The organism is Rheinheimera salexigens, assembly GCF_001752395.1.
In the GTDB taxonomy this organism is placed as follows: Bacteria; Pseudomonadota; Gammaproteobacteria; order Enterobacterales; family Alteromonadaceae; genus Alishewanella; species Alishewanella salexigens.
In genome coordinates, this window is the sequence record NZ_MKEK01000001.1 from 1,938,470 (window position 1) to 1,955,728 (window position 17,259).

The following is a 17,259-nucleotide window of genomic DNA, read 5'->3' on the forward strand; positions in this document are numbered from 1 at the left end:
GGCTATCCTTATTTATTATTGCGCTGGTTTTGCTTGTATAGACGAAATGCATTCGTTATCTCTTCCATAAGCTCATTATCCTGCCAAGGCTTGGTAATAAATTTATAAATCGAACCGTGGTTAATTGCGTCCGTAACTGAACGAAGATCGGTATATCCGGATAATACTATTCGGATGGTATTGGGATACATGTCTTTCACTCGGCTAAAGAATTCTGTTCCACTCATTTTGGGCATTCTTTGATCGGAAACAATAACCTGTATGTTGTGCAAAGCCAGTAACTCAAACGCTTGTTCCGCCGAATTGCAAGTAAGCACATTATAGGGTTGTTTGCGTAACATTCGCTTCAGCGAGTGCAAGATATTCTCTTCATCATCAACCAATAATAAGGTTTGTTGTTCAGCATCAACTTCTGCGTTTTCGGTGGGCAAGTACTGCTGCAAAAATATCTCTAGCTTTGCTACGGGAAGTGGTTTTGAAAAATAGTATCCTTGTAAATCATCACACGAATACTTATATAATAAAGTTGATTGCGCTATTGTTTCCACACCTTCAGCAATAACTTTTACACCTAGTTGATGAGCCATAGCAATAATACCACGTGTGATAGCTGCATCTTTTTGATCGGTTACTATTTCGCGAATAAAAGATCGATCAATTTTTAGGTTGTCTATAGGTAAGCGCTTCAAATAACTCAAACTAGAATAACCAGTTCCAAAATCGTCAATAGAAATATTAATGCCAAGTTGTTTAAGATGGTGCAACTTATGTACTACTTGTTCAATATTGTCTAATAGTAGTGATTCTGTTAATTCTAATTCGAACCATTTAGGTTCTAGTTGTACTTTATGTAAAGTTTGTTCAAGTTGCTCAACAAAATTTTCCTCATTAAATTGTAGCGCTGACACATTCACTGCAATAATCAGGTCAATAATCCCCCGCTCTTGTAATGAGCGGTTATAAGTTGCAGCTTGTTCTATTACCCACTGACCAATCTCAACTATTAAGCCCATTTCCTCGGCTATCGGAATAAATTCATCGGGGCCAATAAAGCCTATTTCAGGATGCTTCCAGCGCAACAAAGCTTCTAAGCCAACTAAACGCCCGCTGCCCGCTTCTACTTGTGGTTGGTAATAAAGTTCAAATTGCTGATTGGCTAATGCTTGCTTGAGCATAGCTCTTAAACTTAATTGTTTATTAAGTATTTTTTCCATTTCTGGGTTGTACCACTGGGCATTATTTCGACCTAGTAATTCAGCCTGATACATCGCCATACCAGCCTGCTTAACAAGCTCCATGGGCTCATCTACCCCCCCCTCAGAAATGCTGACACCGATGCTGGCCGATATTTGAAATTCTTTACCGTTAATGTCAAATGGGATCGCGATAGCAGTGCGAAGCGCTGAAACCAAAGTATTTAATTGCGTAGACTCATTAAAATCAGGTAGTAATATAACAAACTCATCCCCGCCCATTCTGGCTAAGGTGTCGCCTGGTTGAATTTGCTTTTGAATTCGAACACTTAATTGGCGAAGAACTTCATCACCAATTAAGTGGCCTAGGCTTTCATTTATTAATTTAAAACCATCTATATTGATCATAATTATCGCCACATTCATCTGATGTCGCGTACTCATGGTTAAACTTTGTGATAGTCGATCTCGTAAAAGATTACGATTAGGCAAGCCGGTGAGTAGATCATGCGAAGAATTGTACGCTAACTCCTGCTCGTATTTTTTTAACTCAGTTATATTAGTGAGAATGCCGATATAATGGGTAATGACATTAACTTCATTAGGAACCGGTGATAAAAGTAAGTTACACCAAAATACACTCTCATCTTTACGATACTGCTTCATCACAACACGAATTTCTTGCATAGTTTCGATGGCAGTGCGCATCTGTTCTTGGACTACTACATCAGGATCTTTACCTTGCAAAAAGCTGCCATTTTTTCCGACAGAGTCCGCATAACTGTATCCGGTTAGCTTTTCAAAACCCGCATTCACATAGCTAATTGGTAAGTCTGATTTGGTAATATCAATGATAATTATCCCATTTGAGCTGGCATCAACAACTCTTTTAAATAACCTAAGCTTTTTTTCTGTTTTTAGGCGTAGGGTAATATCTTTAGCTATACCAATGACCCCGGCAACTTTACCGTTTATCCAGCTGGGCATTATGGTAATTTGTAGTTCATGTTGCTTGCCTGTGCGGCTAACAACGCTAGTTTCAAAACTTTGAGCCTCACCTGTTAGCGCGTTGGTAAAGTATTTTGACGCTTCGATTAATTTTTCATCGAAGATAATTCGACTACTATGCATTTGTTTTAGCTCGTTTACTGACCATCCTAGCAAGTCAGAACCAGCCTGGTTTGTATCGACAAAGTAACCTTTTTTATTAATGATATAAACGATATCTGGGTTGAATTGGTAAAACGATCTAAAGCGTTGTTCACTTTCTGAAAGTAAACGTTTTTGCTGTGATTGTTCTATCGCATTGGTTGCAAAGCTGCAACCTGACTCTAGTAATGCTAATTCCTCTTTATTAGGCTCGCGCGCATTGTCGCAATATAATGCGAAGGTCCCTAAAACAGTTTGATCCTGTAATAGCAGAGGCATAGACCAGCACGCCGCTAAATTTTCTGCTAAAGCAATATCTGCGAATTGGTTCCATTTATGATCGCTAGCAATATCTGCAACAATAACGAGATTTTTTTGAAAAGCGGATGTACCACATGAGCCCATATTATTAGCAATAGGCACTACAGCTAAAGCCGAATGGTAAGCTTGACTTAACGAAGGAGCTGAGACAATTTTCAAATGTTGATTTACTTTTAGCATGACACAAGCTTTAACAGATGAGTTTTGCTCTTCAACCATTAAACAAATTTGCTTTAATATCTCATCAATTGGTGCTTCTACGGCAATAAGCTGCAAAATGCGTTGCTGAGCCGCTTGATAGCGTTCCGCTTTAACAATATTACTGACATCCTTGGCTACAGCATATATTTTCTGGGTAGCTTCTGCATATTGACCCGACCACATCAAATGCACAACATTGCCATCTTTATGGATATATCGGCTGCGAAAGTTTAGGCTGTCATGGCTGTTAAGTAATTCTGCAAATTCATGTTCGGTATGTTGGCGGTCATCAGGATGCACAAAATCTAAAAGATTACGCCCTTCAAGTTCTTGTTCTGAATAACCTAATACCCAGTTGCTTGCTTTACTGACTTCCTCAAATATACCGTTATTATCAATAATGCATAGAAGCGAGGTTGAGTTATCTTTAAACTCAAGATGATTAGTTTGAAGTTCCTTTTGTAACTTAAGGCTACTTTTTAATTTTTTAATGGCAATAATTAATCGCTGTTGCTGCCATTGCATGCGCTTTAAACATTGTTGCGATAGCAGTGCCAAAAAGCAGGCTAGCCAACCCACTATTAAAACCACTTCAGATACTTGTCTTACATAACTAATTTCAACATCATAATCCCGATAAAGCTGTAATCGCCAATTTAGTTCACTTAGTGAGTTAATGGTATAGCTGCCTAGTTGGAAATATTGACGTTGCGGGTCAAGCTGACTTAGCAAAAAATCTGATTTGTCGTCATAAACCAATGTCATTGCATAGCCAGTTGGAACAATTATAGAAACGACTGATTGCATAAGCTTTTTAACATTTATGGCAGCAAGAACCTCAGATAAGCCCAAGGTATTAGGCTGAGCTAATGTCACTCTAATAAAAAATTCATCTAATTGCTGGTTATAGTAAAAGTTAAAGTTATTATTCAACACTGTGGGTAACAAAACATAATCATTATTAAAATGAGCATCAAAACCTTGCTTAATGTCTAAAGCTTGAGCCGCGGAATACTGCACATTACCGCTACTATTTAGAACCGCAATATAATCAAGTGAACTAAAGTCACGTAAATAAGAGTTTAAATCTAACTCTATTTGATTTGGTAAATAACTCGCGTTTGTTGCTGACAGCCGCTCCACCATGCGCTGAATTAAATCTTTTTGTTCTTGTAAGGCATCTTTAGTTTCTTGCTGAAAATTTATAACTGTTTTCTGCATTAGCTTTTGATTACTTATTTCTAATTGATGCATAAAGCTCAACCAGAGCGCTATCGTAGCAATAGTCAGCAACAAAGCTAGGCATGTACCTAAGCTACAACTAAAACGTAAAGTGGATGGCGCTGTTAAACCTGCTATTACAGAAAAAAGAATAAAAATTACCGTATTAAGGGCCACTGAAGGCCGGTCTGAAAACTGGATGCTGCCTAAATTACCGGTATTAGCCACCAGCAAAGCCAGCATTAACCCGGCTAAAATAATAAAACTAACCCAACTCAAGATTCTCCAACCAGAATGATCTCTTTTAAACTTACCGATCAAGCCAAAGGTTAGCAGTATCCAACTGACTAGTTGCAACCAAGGCATTGTGAAATTTTCAATTGGAATATTGGCTAATAAAGGCGAACTTAATAATAATATGCACAGCATAGCGCTGAGGCCTGATACAAAAAGAACAGTAAATTGGCGAGTTATCGCAATTAACGACAAAGCTGTGCACGCCAATAACAGCATGACGTTGAGAGGCAAAATAACATTGTAAATATCGTCACCAAGAGTAAGCAACTTGCTTAACCCAACAAACAGGCAACCTAATATCAAAAAACCTAAGCTACTGTAAAAAAGGCTATAATTGACAAAACTCACGAGATTTTTTCTAGCTATTGTTCTCATAAATACTCTTATCAGGTTCAAATTAAAGTTAACAAGCAATCTAATAAAACTGCTTTAGTGAAAGGTTTCTGTAATGCTGCGTCTATTGTGGCTGTTGTGGCTGTTGTAGAAAGTTCGCGTAGCGCATAGTCAAGGTCACCACTAATTAATACCCGCTTGATATGAGGAAAATGTTGTTCAAGCTTCTGCACGATTTCTATACCCGTAACATGAGGCATTTGTTGATCAACAACTATGATATCTAACTCGCTAATTGCGGGATGCTGGAACAGTTGACGACTATCTGACAAAGTAAAACATTGAAAACTTGTGTTTCTTAACATTCGCAGATAAGCATCTAAAATAAATGGTTCATCATCAACAAATAATACCTTCAGCATCAGCCCCTCCGTATTGTTTTAATACAAAGTTAAGCTGTTTTTCTAGTACAGGCCAGTGAACAGTAAGTTCTGCCATCAAGTTTGAAACTACTGATTTTTGCTTAGCTTTAGCGGCCTGCTCTAACTGGCGACATAATGTAGCAAGACGTATTACACCAGTAAGGCCACATATCCCGTTTAGACTATGTGCAACTGTTGATAAAGCTGACAGGTCTTGTTCTAAAAACGATTGCTGTAAAGCCGTTATATAAGGTTTTGCTGCTTGATAAAATCCCGATAGTGCAGCAACGATAGTTTCAGAACTTTCATCACCGTAAATATCAGCTAGAATTTGCAGATTAAGAATTGTTGGATCACAGATTTGGGTTTTAATCTTCTGCGTCCTCAATTTGCACTAAAGGCCAGTTACAGGTTTGCATCCACCAGTAAGCTATTTTTTTTAGCAAAGCAGATACTTGAGTATTATGTTTTAAATTGATCGTAGCTAATTCATCCATTAGAGGTTGAAGTTTGTCTAAGCGCATCTGAAAAACACTCCAAAATTCAGGCCTAGGGTCACGTTGGCGCATGTTTTTAGCGATGTGTAATAAATAATCTGCAGCGACACATGCCCGTTTGCGTTCAGTATCTATAGCAACAGGCTTACGATTATTAATGTAAACGTTATAAAAACAACTTAGAGTAAATGCAAGATTCTTTAATCGACGATCTAACTGATAGTACCCTGACGTAATGTTTTCTGGCCAATACAAGAAATCGCGTTTATTTTCTTTATTATCGAGGCCTTCAAGTGTTTTTTCAGGATCTTCAGTTTTTTGCTCTGATTGTAATACAATTGCCACACTCAATTTGCGTTTAACGGCTTCATTCAAAAGTTTTGGTTCCGAGAGCTTTTGCATTAATTCAATATAATAGTTGGATGGCTGTATAAGTTTTTCTTGCTTTAAATGATCACATATTTTCTGGGTTAAAAAAGCATAAGTGACTGGCTTAACAAGGAAGTCATTAACATCAAGTAACATACATTGTTGTAATAATTCTCTGTATGCATTGACGGAAAAAACAATAATGGGTATATCGTGGGCAGTTTCGCTGAATGAGCCAGTTCTAACTTTAATCATGAGATTAAGGCCACTTTCATCCTTTAACTCAATATCAGTTATTAATAAATCAATAGGCTCGTTTTCTAAAATGTCAGTTGCGGTTTTATAGTCAAACGCTTTATAGGCTTTACAGCCATGTATTTTATTGGCAACTCCGTATAGAAAGTTACACATTAAGGGAACATCATCCACTACTAGAACATTAAAATTTTTAAGCAGCATGAATCAATGGTTCCCTAATAACAAATTGAAAATTGCTAATTAATTTTAGTTTAAAATACCAAGCTAAGCGCTAAATATATGATTCTACCAAAATAATCACAATGAACTAGACTAATAATAAATTTTAATAAGTTACCCATTACTCAGCGATGACTTAATGTTTCAAATTTAGGCATGCAACGGCGCCTCCCCTTTTTCATCACTACAAAACAGGAACTGAAAAATCTATCCTATACTAGAAATAGTACATGGCTGACGTTGGGCAAAGATCCCCTTCAAAAGGTAATAGAAATTCATATGAAAACCTTACTCAGTATAATTGAACTGCAATTATTTTTGGCAGGTGAATAAGTGGATAGCCCAATAAAGTTACTCTTCATCCTCCAGTTTTTTCTGGCTACGGCAAGCTTAGCGGCCGAAATGAATGACGTGCAAACCAGCGTTGAATCTTATGATGTTTCAGCATTCATCCAAGGTATAGACGCTCTGCGTAAAGAAGCTAACATTCCAGGATTGTCCATCGTTGTTGTGAAGGATCATGCAGTGGTTCTGGCATTAGGCTTAGGCTATGCCGATGTTGAAAACGGCATTCCCGCTACCGCCGATACTCCCTACAACATCGCTTCGGTTTCGAAACCCCTCTCTGCTGTTGTTGCGCTTCGGCTTGTTGAGGCGGGATTGCTTGATTTGGACAGACCGATGGCGCAATACAGCGAATGGATAGATTTTTGCAGCGCCTTCAGCCGACAACCTTCCATTTTCGCCCAAGACCTAAGCTGCCAGCCCCCGAGTCACACCCTTCGACACTTGCTGTCTCATACGGCTACGGGAACGCCAGGCACTAGGTTTTCGTATAACCCCGTTTTATACTCTTGGGCATCGCGGCCAATGATGGCCGTGGCTAACAATTCATTCTCGTCCCTCGTTGAGCAATACGTTTTCGTGCCAGCTGGCATGAAAAACTCGGCCCGACAACATCGGAATTTACCGTTACGTAAAGACTTAGCCCAACGACTCGCCCCGCCCTATACCCTTGACAATGCAGGAATGATCGTACGGGCACCAGCGCTGCCGGCACAGGGAGACGGTGCTGCCGGTGGTGTTGTTACCACGGTTCTTGACTTAGCAAAGTTCGACGTCGCGCTCGATCAGAGTGTACTAATCTCAGCGAAGTCGCGTGCCGAAATGATGGCAGCAATGCAGTCAATTAACGGAAAGGAATTTCCTTACGGCTTGGGTTGGTTTGTACAGGATTACAAAGGCCATACTATCGTGTGGCACTCGGGGTGGTGGGAGAACGCTTATTCTGCGCTGTATTTGAAGGTACCAGCCCTGAACCTCAGTTTTATCATCTTGGCAAATAGTGAAGGTATCTGGTGGGATAATCCACTAGATAAGGCAGAGATCGAACGTTCTAAATTTGTTCAGGCGTTTCTTGCAACCTTCGTTGTTCGCTAACCGGGGTGATTACACCCCTTTTGTTTAATTGATACGATTTAGAGTGTAGCCCTACCCTCGAAAATTAAATTTTGTTCTATTTTAATTATTTAAATAGGCTATCAACACAATTAATAATATGTAAAAAGTTATTCCCAACAAACAAATTAAATTGACCTTTCTAGATTTACTCACCTTATAAGCGCCGAAATCCTTAAACTCCATTTTAAACTGGCCAAAGGTAATTAACTTTAGAATTAAGCAGCCTGTTGAATAAAAAATAAAACCAAATATAGTTTCAATGAATAACCAAGCAAAGATTTCTATTACAAAACTCATGCCGACTAACTCCTTAAATATAACGTTAGATTGCAACTATAAATTAAACTACAAAAGTGCAAGTTTCACTGCTGCTGACGCATGAATATCGGTAGTGTCATACAAAGGAACAGATGTATGTTGTTGCTGAATAAGCAGTGCTATTTCAGTGCAACCCAACACTATTGCTTCGGCACCATTTGCATGTAAATTTTCAATTATCTTTAGAAATTTAGATCTTGATGATTCAACAATTTTACCCAAGCATAACTCAGAATATATGACTTGATGAACAATTTCTCGTTCGTCGGGCTCAGGAATTAGCACTTGAATATTGTAATTTTCTGTTAGACGTCCCTTGTAGAAGTCTTGTTCCATTGTGAACTTTGTACCTAGTAGACCTACGCATTTTACATTGTCTTGTTGCAGCTGGTCTGCCGTTGCGTCTGCAATATGCAGAATTGGTATAGATATTTTTGAGGAAATTTCTGCAGCTACTTTATGCATTGTGTTGGTGCAAATTATAAGAAAGTCGGCTCCGCCGGCCTCAACTGACATTGCTGCTTTAGATAAAATTTCAGCCGTTCTTCTCCAGTTTGCTTGATGTTGTAACTTTTCGATTTCATCGAAGTCTACGCTGTACATACAAATTTTAGCCGAGTGCAGACCACCCAGCGCTATTTTAACACCTTCATTAATGGCTTTATAATAGTTGGATGTGGACTCCCAACTCATTCCGCCGAGCATGCCGATGGTTTTCATATTATAGGTTCACTCAAATGTGCATAGTAACAACTGATGGCAAGATTTGATTGTGCTCCCTAAGCTTTACAGAATTAATTACAAAAATATACGCCATTATTCATCAACGTATGTTTAAAACACTAGCCGATAATAGTTAGCTAAGTGCCTCCAAGCAGATGCACAAATTTTGAGCTAAAATTACAGTATTAATTTAGGCTGAAATTATTCAAAAACTGTGCGGAGTAAACTGTTATGCATATTCAATCTACAGCTCCAGCGAAACCTTTGAGTAAACACACTGTTACTGTGCAAACTAAAGATTCTACTAATGTTTCAGTACAGCTTAACCTCGTTGATGCAAAACCAAGCCAGATAAAAACCAATAAAAAAGAAGGTGATATTGCCCCCTTATTAACTAAGGGCACCTCACTGGGCCTTACCTATAAAGCGGGTAGTTATGTCATTGATGGCATTAGAAACGCTAATGTAAATCAAGTCAGTAAACTATTGCAGGATTATCATTTCGTTGAAACCTCAAGTCATGCAGAAAACCAAGCTAAACGTTTATTAGATTTTGCACAAAGTAAAGGCAGTAGCGCTTTACTACTTGGTGCCCATATGGGGGTTTTGACGGTAGTTGCTGTAGATTTAGTTAAGCCTAATTGGCCTTTTAGCCGTAAGCTTATAATTGGATTAATAATAATGGCATTAGTATCTTCTTTAGCTTATTTTGGCATTCAAGATGAACCCGAATTAGAAACATCACCAGTTCAAGTTATATCTAGTGATTAGTTATTAATTATCCAATAGCTAGTATAAAAAATTATAATTATTAGGTTGTATATCAGGTTGTTAGCTGATATAAGACCCAACTTGATTTTTATACCAAAATAGCGTAAGATACTGATTATAAAATATTTTTTGCTTCAAGGGTTTTTCTAAGATTAAGGAGATTATTATCAATATTAATCAAGGCGATCGTATCTATCATGCCGGTTATGGTATCGGTATCGTAAAAATGATAAGTAAAAAAAGTCTTGCTGGTGAAAGCAAAGCTAAGTTTGTTAAGCTTTACTTCGCCCGTAATGGCCTCACTTGGCAGGTGCCCGCTAATAATATGCCGAGCACTATTCGCAGTATTATCAGTGCCAAGGAAGCTAGAAAAATTATTAGCCATTTGCAAAACTGGAAAGGTAAGTTAAGCGAGCAGTGGAAAGTTCGTGCGACAGCTAACCAAGCCGCTATTGATAAAGGCGACCCCTATCGTTACGCTGAAGTGGTAAAAGGTTTAACTGCAATGCAAGAACACACCACGTTAAGTGCAACTGACCGTAAACATCTAAGTTTAGGCCTAGAGTTTCTTTGTGAAGAAATGGCCGAAGCCTTAGGCAAAACTCAAGAAAGAGTTAATGAGTTGATTACAGACGCCATATCTCCACAACCTACAGTGGCGTAATACATTAAAGCCACGAATGCGCAGACTTTGCGTATTTCGTGGTTTTAGTTTTTTTGTAGTGCTCTATTCCCCTTATATCTCCACCTACATTCCATCTACCCTTACCTGCTTACAGTTTATGTATATTTAGAACTAAACCTGCTATTCACTAGCCTTTTTATACATGTTGATCAAACATAATAGTGTTGCCATCAGGATCGGAAATAACAAAGCTAGCAGGACCACTTGATTCTTTAATTGCATTTTGCTTTATCTCTACTCCGTTTGCTTTTAAATACTTATGAATTTCTCGCACATCAGTGAATTTATCAAGTTTGTTTGCCCGTTGATCCCAGCCCGGATTAAAAGTCAAAATGTTACCTGCAAACATATCTTGAAACAGACCTATATTAGTATCGCCATTCTTCATAATTAAAAAATTATGCGCCAGTTCGCCTGCGAAGACGATAAAACCAAGCCTTTCATAAAAAGCTTGCGACACAGCTAGATTTTTAACCGATAAACTTATTGAAAAACACCCCACTTGCATAAATAATTCCTTGTCCTATTAATGCCATTACTCAAACAATAATCCAAAAAGTGCGATTTGTCCTGTCGATTTGTCCTGTGTAGTAGCCTGCGATTGTCAAATTAAGTAACTTTAAGGTTAAAAAGATATTTTGTTAATATAAAACATGACTTTATTTCTTTTGGTGTTAACATTATTGTTTACAAGTATATGTATAGACGTTATAAACCAACGATTAAATTACTAAAATATTACAGAGGAATTATGAAAGTACTTATTGTTAGTCTTACATTGGCTATTTTAAGTTGTACTAGTTTTACTACTTTAGCAGCGTCAAAGCCTGATATCAGTTGGAGTTATGTTAGTGCTGGTTATGCTAAAGCAAACATTAGCAACATGGTGAGTAAAGACTTTAAACCTGATGGTTATCAAGTTAACGGCAGTTTTTTATTTTCCGAATCAATCTATTTAGCAGCTTCGTATACTGAATTATCGGGCAGCATACCCTTTGATGATATCTTAGGCATGTCACTAGATTTATCAGAGTTTTCTGCTCGTATCGGTATGCGCCAAGCAGCAACAGAAAACATTGATGCTTTTTTTGAGGGTGGTTATATTCGCTCAACAGCTGGTGTAAGTGGTTTTAGAGATGAAAATTCTGATGGCTTTCAAGCCGGTGCCGGTTTTAGATACCGTGTTGCACCCAGAGTAGAACTAGGTGCAGCCATAAGATATTACAATGCGGATTCATCAAGTACGACTTTCGCTGACTTATCTGCGCGTGTTAAGTTAACAGATATGTTTGATCTGTACGCCAATTATATGTTTGAAAGTGATACTAAACTACTTTCAACCGGTGTGGTGTTGAATTTCTAACTACCGCTTATAACAAAAAAAAGCAGCGACATTAGCGCTGCTTTTTTATTGGTGACCCGTCCTAAATATTCTCTCATATTAATACCGAAAAGATAGCGAGTCCCGAACAACTGTTTTTGTAACAGAACTTAACAATAACAAAACCTATAATATTGATAGTGTTAGTGGCACTTTAAGCAATTTAGCTTCTATACTAATGACAAGTGTGGCAATTAAATTCTAGTAAAATAAGGTTCTAATGCGCTACAGCTTACGCTGGTATTTATTAACGTTATTATGTTGGCCTGTACTACTTTGGCAAGGTAAACGGGTGCGTAAATTAGCACTTCGTTTGCCAGAGGCCAATGGAAAGCGTTATGGTGAACACGGTATGGGTAAGCCGTTACGATTATTGATTTGCGGCGACTCAGCCGCTGCGGGCGTGGGAATTGCCGATCAGCAAGATGCCCTAAGTGGCCATTTAATCAATCAGTTATCAGGTGCACATCAATTACAATGGCAGTTACACGCCAAAACCGGCTTTTCAAGCAAAGAATTAGTTAATATGTTGCAGGCGCTACCGGCGCAAAAATTTGATGTTGTAGTTGTTTCTATTGGCGTTAATGATGTTACTGCATTGCGTTCAGCTCAAGCATATCGCATCCAAATTCAGCAATTAATGTCCTGTATTCATAGCAAGTTTGCTGATCCTTTTGCTGAACCAATAGTCTTGTTTAGTGCGATTCCGGATATGCAGCAATTTATAGCTCTGCCGTCACCGCTTAATCACTGGCTGGGCATAAAGGCGGCGGAGTTAAACCAAGTATTGCACAGTGAATTGGTTAACTGGCCTAAAGCCATAATTGTTAACGCTGAGATGCCATTAACCGAAGATATGTTTGCTGCCGATGGTTTCCATCCTTCAGCTTTAGGTTGTGCCATTTGGGCGCAGAAGTTAAGCGAGGCATTTCAGCTAAACAAAAGTCTTTGTATATCAGGGACTTTGTAAGCATAGACAAAATTAGAAGCCCTTACTTGCGCTTATAAGCAAAAAAAAGCAGCGACAATAGCGCTGCTTTTTTCATTTGCTTAACTTAGCCCTCTAACTGCTCGGCGTGATCAAGTTCTGTTTGCAGTCGCTTCGTTTCATCAGCACGTGGTTTAGTAAAGCGTGCTAGTGCTAGGTATAACACTGGCGTGAGATAGAGCGTAAATACCACTGCAATCCCTAAGCCACCAAACACTACCCAACCAATGGCGTTACGGGCTTCTGCACCGGCACCGGTTGATAAAATAAGCGGTAATGCGCCAAATAAAGTTGATAACAACGTCATGGTAATTGGCCGTAATCGAATACTCGCAGCCTGCTCCACCGCTTTACGCACTTCATAACCTTGGTCGCGTAGCTGATCGGCAAACTCCACCAATAAAATGGCATTTTTAGCCAATAAGCCAATTAACATTACCAAACCAATTTGCGAGTAAATATTAATAGAAGTGCCGGTTAAAAATAATGCAAATAAGGCGGCTGCTATACCAAAAGGCACCGTCGCCATTACCACTACTGCACTATTAACGCTTTCAAACTGTGCCGCTAATACCAACAATACAATAACAAAGGCTAATACATAGGTTAAGGTAATTTCGCGTGCGGTTTCTTCAAAGGTTAAAGCCTCGCCTAAGAACAGTAAGCCAATGCTGCTAGGTAAATGCTGTTCACCCAAACTGCGCAGCTGTTCTACCACTTGTTGCAGCGGCATATCATCGGGTAATTGCATCTCCATCTCAATGGCGCGACGTTGCGCTTGGCGTTCTAATTCTGCTGCTACGCCTTCTTCTGTAATATGGGCGAGACTAGACAACGGCACTAAGGCACCACTACTTGAACCCACATATAAGTTAGCCAAGTCGGTAGGATCTTTTATCTGCTGGCTTTGCGCTTGTAAAATAATGGGAATAGCTTGATCGCCAACGTTTAAATCGGCTAAGTCATCGCCATTTATAGCAACGCGTAACGTGGTAGCAATATCAGATAAAGGCACACCAAGCTCTTCTGCACGGCGGCGGTCGATATTCACCCTTAATTGCGGCTGAGTTGGTTGATACGATATACGAGGTACGCCAAGTTCTGGCAATTGCTGCTGAATAATTTTACTGAACTGCTGCGCGGCGGCAAAAATTTCAGCATAACTTTGGCCGGTTAAGGCTAATTCCAACCCACCGCCTTGGCCGCGCAAATTTAAACTGTTAGAGCCAAAAGCACGGGCAGGAGCGCCGGGTATTTCAGATAATGGGCCTTTAATTTCATCTATAATTTCTTGTTGCGAGCGCGAACGTTGATCCCAATGCTTTAGCGGTACCGTGATAAACGCTAAATTAGGGTCCCACTGCCCCACAACCGTATAAATAGAATCAATATCACCGCCATTAACATAAGGCAGCAAAATTTCTTCCATTTTATCTGCTTGGCGATCCATAAAGTTTAAACCCACACCGTCTGGTCCTCGGGCAAACACGCGAATAGTACCGCGATCTTCTGAAGGCATTAGTTCGTTATCTAACTGAGTGTACAAACTAATGGCAACTAACGCCGCAACCATACTGGCGATAAATACCAGCCAAGCTTTATCTAAGGCGATATGTAAGCTGCGTTGATACCAGCCAAGCAGCCAATTACCAAAGTTTGCTAACCGGCTGGTTTTTTTCGCTTTAATAGGTAAACGCGCCGTCAATGCAGGTACTAATGATAATGCTACAAACGAAGATATAATTACCGCTATCGCTAATACGCCACCAAACTCACGGAATAAACGACCTGCCGTTGAGGGTAAAAAAGCGATAGGTACAAACACGGCTACTAATACAGCGGTTGTGGCAACAACGGCGAAAAACACTTCACGCGTACCAATAACCGCCGCCGCCCGAGCACCTAAGCCCATGCTGCGCCGACGTTGAATATTTTCAGTGACCACAATAGCATCATCTACTATTAGGCCGGTGGCTAACACCAGCGCTAATAAGGTCAGTATATTGATGGAAAAACCCATTAGCCAAATCGCGGCCAAAGCACCTATTAGCGATACGGGTATCGATAGTGCCGGCACTATAGTGGCGCGGCCAGAACCAATAAACAGCCATAATGTTGCCACCACCAGTACAATCGTTAACAATAACGATGTAATCACCTCTTTTACCGAGCTGCGTATAAACTCAGCGTCATCCGAGGTAACTTGCATTTGTAGATCTGGAAAGCGACTTTGCGCTTGTGCGACTAACGCCAGTACTTCGTCAGAAATTTCGATAGTATTAGAGCGCGCTTGGCGAATAACGCCTAAGCCAATAACGGGTTTACCATCTAATCGCACTAAACTTTGGGCATCAGCAGGGCCAAAATATACGGTTGCTACATCACCAATACGGGTGTTACCACTAACAATAATATCGGCAACCTGCTCGGCACTAATTGAAGTGGCATCGGCGCGGACGATAAGTTGCTGATCGGTGGATTTCATACTACCCGCAGGCACATCAAACGGTGCCAAACGTAGGGCAGCGGCTACATCGGTAACCGACAAGTTAAAGCTGGTTAAGCGAAGAGGATCTAACAGCACCCGCAATACTCGCTCGCGATCGCCGTTTAAGCGCACATCTGCAACACCAGGAATACTTAAAAATAGAGGTGCTAAATCCGTTTCTACTCGCTCGGTTAGGCTTTCTAAATCTAATGTTTCACTGGAAACAGCAAGACTCACTACCGATTGAGCATCGTTATCGGCTTTAATAATAGCTAAACGCTCTACGGTATTAGGTAGTTCGCGCTGTACTCGGCTTACCGCTTCCCGCACTTCGTTGGCGGCATCGTCTAAATTAATGCCTGGGCGAAATTCAACTCTAATCCGCGAGCTGCCTTCTTCACTTGAGGCATTGATTGATTTAACCCCGCTAACGCGCGCGACAGCACCTTCTAGTTTACTGGTGACTTCAGTGTCAACGGTTTCTGGTGACCCGCCAGGAAAAGCCGCTGTTACCGACACTATCGGCCGGTCGACATCAGGTAATTCACGCACTTCAATAGCATTAAGTGCCGCAAAACCAGCAATAATAATCAGTAGATTAAATACAACAATAAGTACCGGTCGGCGAATAGCTAATGAGGGTAAATCATGTTGTAGCAACGGCTTGCTCATAACTGATTACCTTGTGCAGTTACCACATTTACGCTCTGGCCTTGGCGTAAACTTTGTACGCCTTCGACAATTAATTGATCGTTTTTTTGCAATGCACCCGACACTAATAAGCGGCCACTTAAACGCTGCATAATTTGCACGTCAACTTTGTGTGCCTTACCTTCTTGCACTAACCAAACGTAGGCACTGGTCGCGCCCCACATTAACGCCGCTTCTGGCACAACCGCATATTGCTCACCCGCTAATTGCAGAATGACCCGAAAGCTCATCCCCGGACGATATAAATCGGCTTTATTATCTAATAGGGCTCTAACCCGAATACTACGGTTGGTTATATCTATACGCGAGTCAACTTGAGCAATTTCAGCGTTAATACGCTTACCTTGAGCTTGCCAAGGTTCAACTTCAACACTTGCATTGCCTTGTAATATAGGCAGTGCCGCTTCAGGAGCATTAAAATTAATCAGTAATTGTTCACGATGGTCAATCGTAGTAATGGCGGTATCTATGCCGATACGATCGCCCTGCTCAACGTCAGTTAAACCAACTACACCAGAGAACGGTGCGCGTACGGTTCTATCTTGCAGTTCGGTTTGCGCTTCCGTTAATTGCACGTTTAATAAATCACGCGCAGTAAGTGCATCATCCAACACACTTTGAGCAATCGCACCGCGTTTGCGGCTTTCTTCTAATCGGGTAACCGTACGATTAGCATCGGCCAGTTGAATGGTTACCCGCTCTAGCGCTACTTTTTGCCGACGAGAGTCTAACTCTAACAATACTTCGTTGGCCTGAACTTGCTGACCGGGTACAAAATTTACGGCTGTTACTTTATCGGCTACGGCTGGATACACCACTACAGATCGTATTGCTTCAGCTGTACCAACAGCTTCTACTCTACTAGTTTTTTGTTCAAAACTGATTGGTGCGGTTATAACCTGCGCTGCGCGTCCTGCACCCGCTATTTGGGCTTGTGCTGAGCCTACCGTTAAAACCGTCCCAACAACAAACAGTGCAAAAAGCCAAGTTACGTGGCGTTTCAATAACATCTTATGTCCTTTAAATGGTGTTTTTTTTTATTTTATGGATATTGATAATGTCTTAATTAAACTAGTAAAACGCTGATATAAATATTTATAAAATTTAAACATCACTATTTACACCGAATGTTTATACCAGAGTTGATACCAGAGCTATTACCGCTAACTATACGGAAATTTTATCGTGGTTGATCACTAAGGAGTGTAAATTTACGGTAAAGCCCAATAAAATTACGATAGCTGAAATCGGTT

At 40.1% G+C, this 17,259-nt stretch carries 13 protein-coding genes; 5 read left to right on the forward strand and 8 right to left on the reverse strand.

The window, feature by feature from the left end; translation table 11 throughout:
• Positions 1 to 8: 8 nt before the first annotated feature.
• The 4 genes from BI198_RS08865 to BI198_RS08880 all read right to left on the reverse strand — a co-directional run bounded on the left by BI198_RS08865 (position 9) and on the right by BI198_RS08880 (position 6,462).
• Positions 9 to 4,514 carry an EAL domain-containing protein gene (locus tag BI198_RS08865; RefSeq protein WP_201243464.1) on the reverse strand — a complete coding sequence of 1,502 codons (4,506 nt, stop codon included), beginning with the start codon at positions 4,512 to 4,514 and terminating at the stop codon, positions 9 to 11.
• Positions 4,515 to 4,774: 260 nt separating this feature from the next.
• Positions 4,775 to 5,137, reverse strand: coding sequence for a response regulator (locus tag BI198_RS08870; protein WP_070049227.1), 363 nt, complete (start codon positions 5,135 to 5,137; stop codon positions 4,775 to 4,777).
• Positions 5,115 to 5,525, reverse strand: a complete 411-nt coding sequence (locus BI198_RS08875) for an Hpt domain-containing protein (protein ID WP_083256590.1) — start codon at positions 5,523 to 5,525, stop codon at positions 5,115 to 5,117. The genes BI198_RS08870 and BI198_RS08875 overlap by 23 nt, the downstream gene beginning before the upstream one ends.
• On the reverse strand, positions 5,506 to 6,462 hold the full coding sequence (locus BI198_RS08880; RefSeq protein ID WP_070049228.1) for a response regulator: 957 nt from the start codon (positions 6,460 to 6,462) through the stop codon (positions 5,506 to 5,508). The genes BI198_RS08875 and BI198_RS08880 overlap by 20 nt, the downstream gene beginning before the upstream one ends.
• A gap of 351 nt (positions 6,463 to 6,813) precedes the next feature.
• Here BI198_RS08880 and BI198_RS08885 point away from each other — a divergent pair, with 351 nt between their 5' ends.
• Positions 6,814 to 7,920, forward strand: a complete 1,107-nt coding sequence (locus BI198_RS08885) for a serine hydrolase domain-containing protein (RefSeq protein ID WP_201243466.1) — start codon at positions 6,814 to 6,816, stop codon at positions 7,918 to 7,920.
• A gap of 366 nt (positions 7,921 to 8,286) precedes the next feature.
• Here the strand turns inward: BI198_RS08885 and BI198_RS08895 are convergent, their stop codons facing one another.
• Positions 8,287 to 8,979, reverse strand: a complete 693-nt coding sequence (locus tag BI198_RS08895; RefSeq protein WP_070049230.1) for an aspartate/glutamate racemase family protein — start codon at positions 8,977 to 8,979, stop codon at positions 8,287 to 8,289.
• 234 nt (positions 8,980 to 9,213) lie between these two features.
• Here BI198_RS08895 and BI198_RS08900 point away from each other — a divergent pair, with 234 nt between their 5' ends.
• Positions 9,214 to 9,753 carry a hypothetical protein gene (locus BI198_RS08900; protein WP_070049231.1) on the forward strand — a complete coding sequence of 180 codons (540 nt, stop codon included), beginning with the start codon at positions 9,214 to 9,216 and terminating at the stop codon, positions 9,751 to 9,753.
• Positions 9,754 to 9,925: 172 nt separating this feature from the next.
• Positions 9,926 to 10,417, forward strand: a complete 492-nt coding sequence (locus tag BI198_RS08905) for a CarD family transcriptional regulator (RefSeq protein ID WP_268793917.1) — start codon at positions 9,926 to 9,928, stop codon at positions 10,415 to 10,417.
• Positions 10,418 to 10,574: 157 nt separating this feature from the next.
• Here the strand turns inward: BI198_RS08905 and BI198_RS08910 are convergent, their stop codons facing one another.
• Positions 10,575 to 10,946, reverse strand: coding sequence for a VOC family protein (locus tag BI198_RS08910; protein WP_070049233.1), 372 nt, complete (start codon positions 10,944 to 10,946; stop codon positions 10,575 to 10,577).
• Positions 10,947 to 11,189: 243 nt separating this feature from the next.
• Here BI198_RS08910 and BI198_RS08915 point away from each other — a divergent pair, with 243 nt between their 5' ends.
• Both BI198_RS08915 and BI198_RS08920 read left to right on the forward strand, forming a co-directional pair.
• A complete protein-coding gene (locus tag BI198_RS08915) occupies positions 11,190 to 11,801 on the forward strand; it encodes an outer membrane beta-barrel protein (protein WP_070049234.1) in 612 nt (203 codons plus the stop codon).
• A 238-nt stretch (positions 11,802 to 12,039) separates the two neighbouring features.
• The gene (locus BI198_RS08920) at positions 12,040 to 12,789 is read left to right on the forward strand and encodes an SGNH/GDSL hydrolase family protein (protein WP_070049235.1); all 750 of its coding nucleotides are present in this window, start codon (positions 12,040 to 12,042) and stop codon (positions 12,787 to 12,789) included.
• Between the two features lie 85 nt (positions 12,790 to 12,874).
• Here the strand turns inward: BI198_RS08920 and BI198_RS08925 are convergent, their stop codons facing one another.
• Both BI198_RS08925 and BI198_RS08930 read right to left on the reverse strand, forming a co-directional pair.
• Entirely contained in the window at positions 12,875 to 15,967 is a 3,093-nt protein-coding gene (locus BI198_RS08925) for an efflux RND transporter permease subunit (protein WP_070049236.1), read from the reverse strand.
• Complete coding sequence (locus tag BI198_RS08930) at positions 15,964 to 17,016, reverse strand: efflux RND transporter periplasmic adaptor subunit (protein WP_070049237.1); 1,053 nt, start codon at positions 17,014 to 17,016, stop codon at positions 15,964 to 15,966. The genes BI198_RS08925 and BI198_RS08930 overlap by 4 nt, the downstream gene beginning before the upstream one ends.
• Positions 17,017 to 17,259 lie beyond the last annotated feature (243 nt).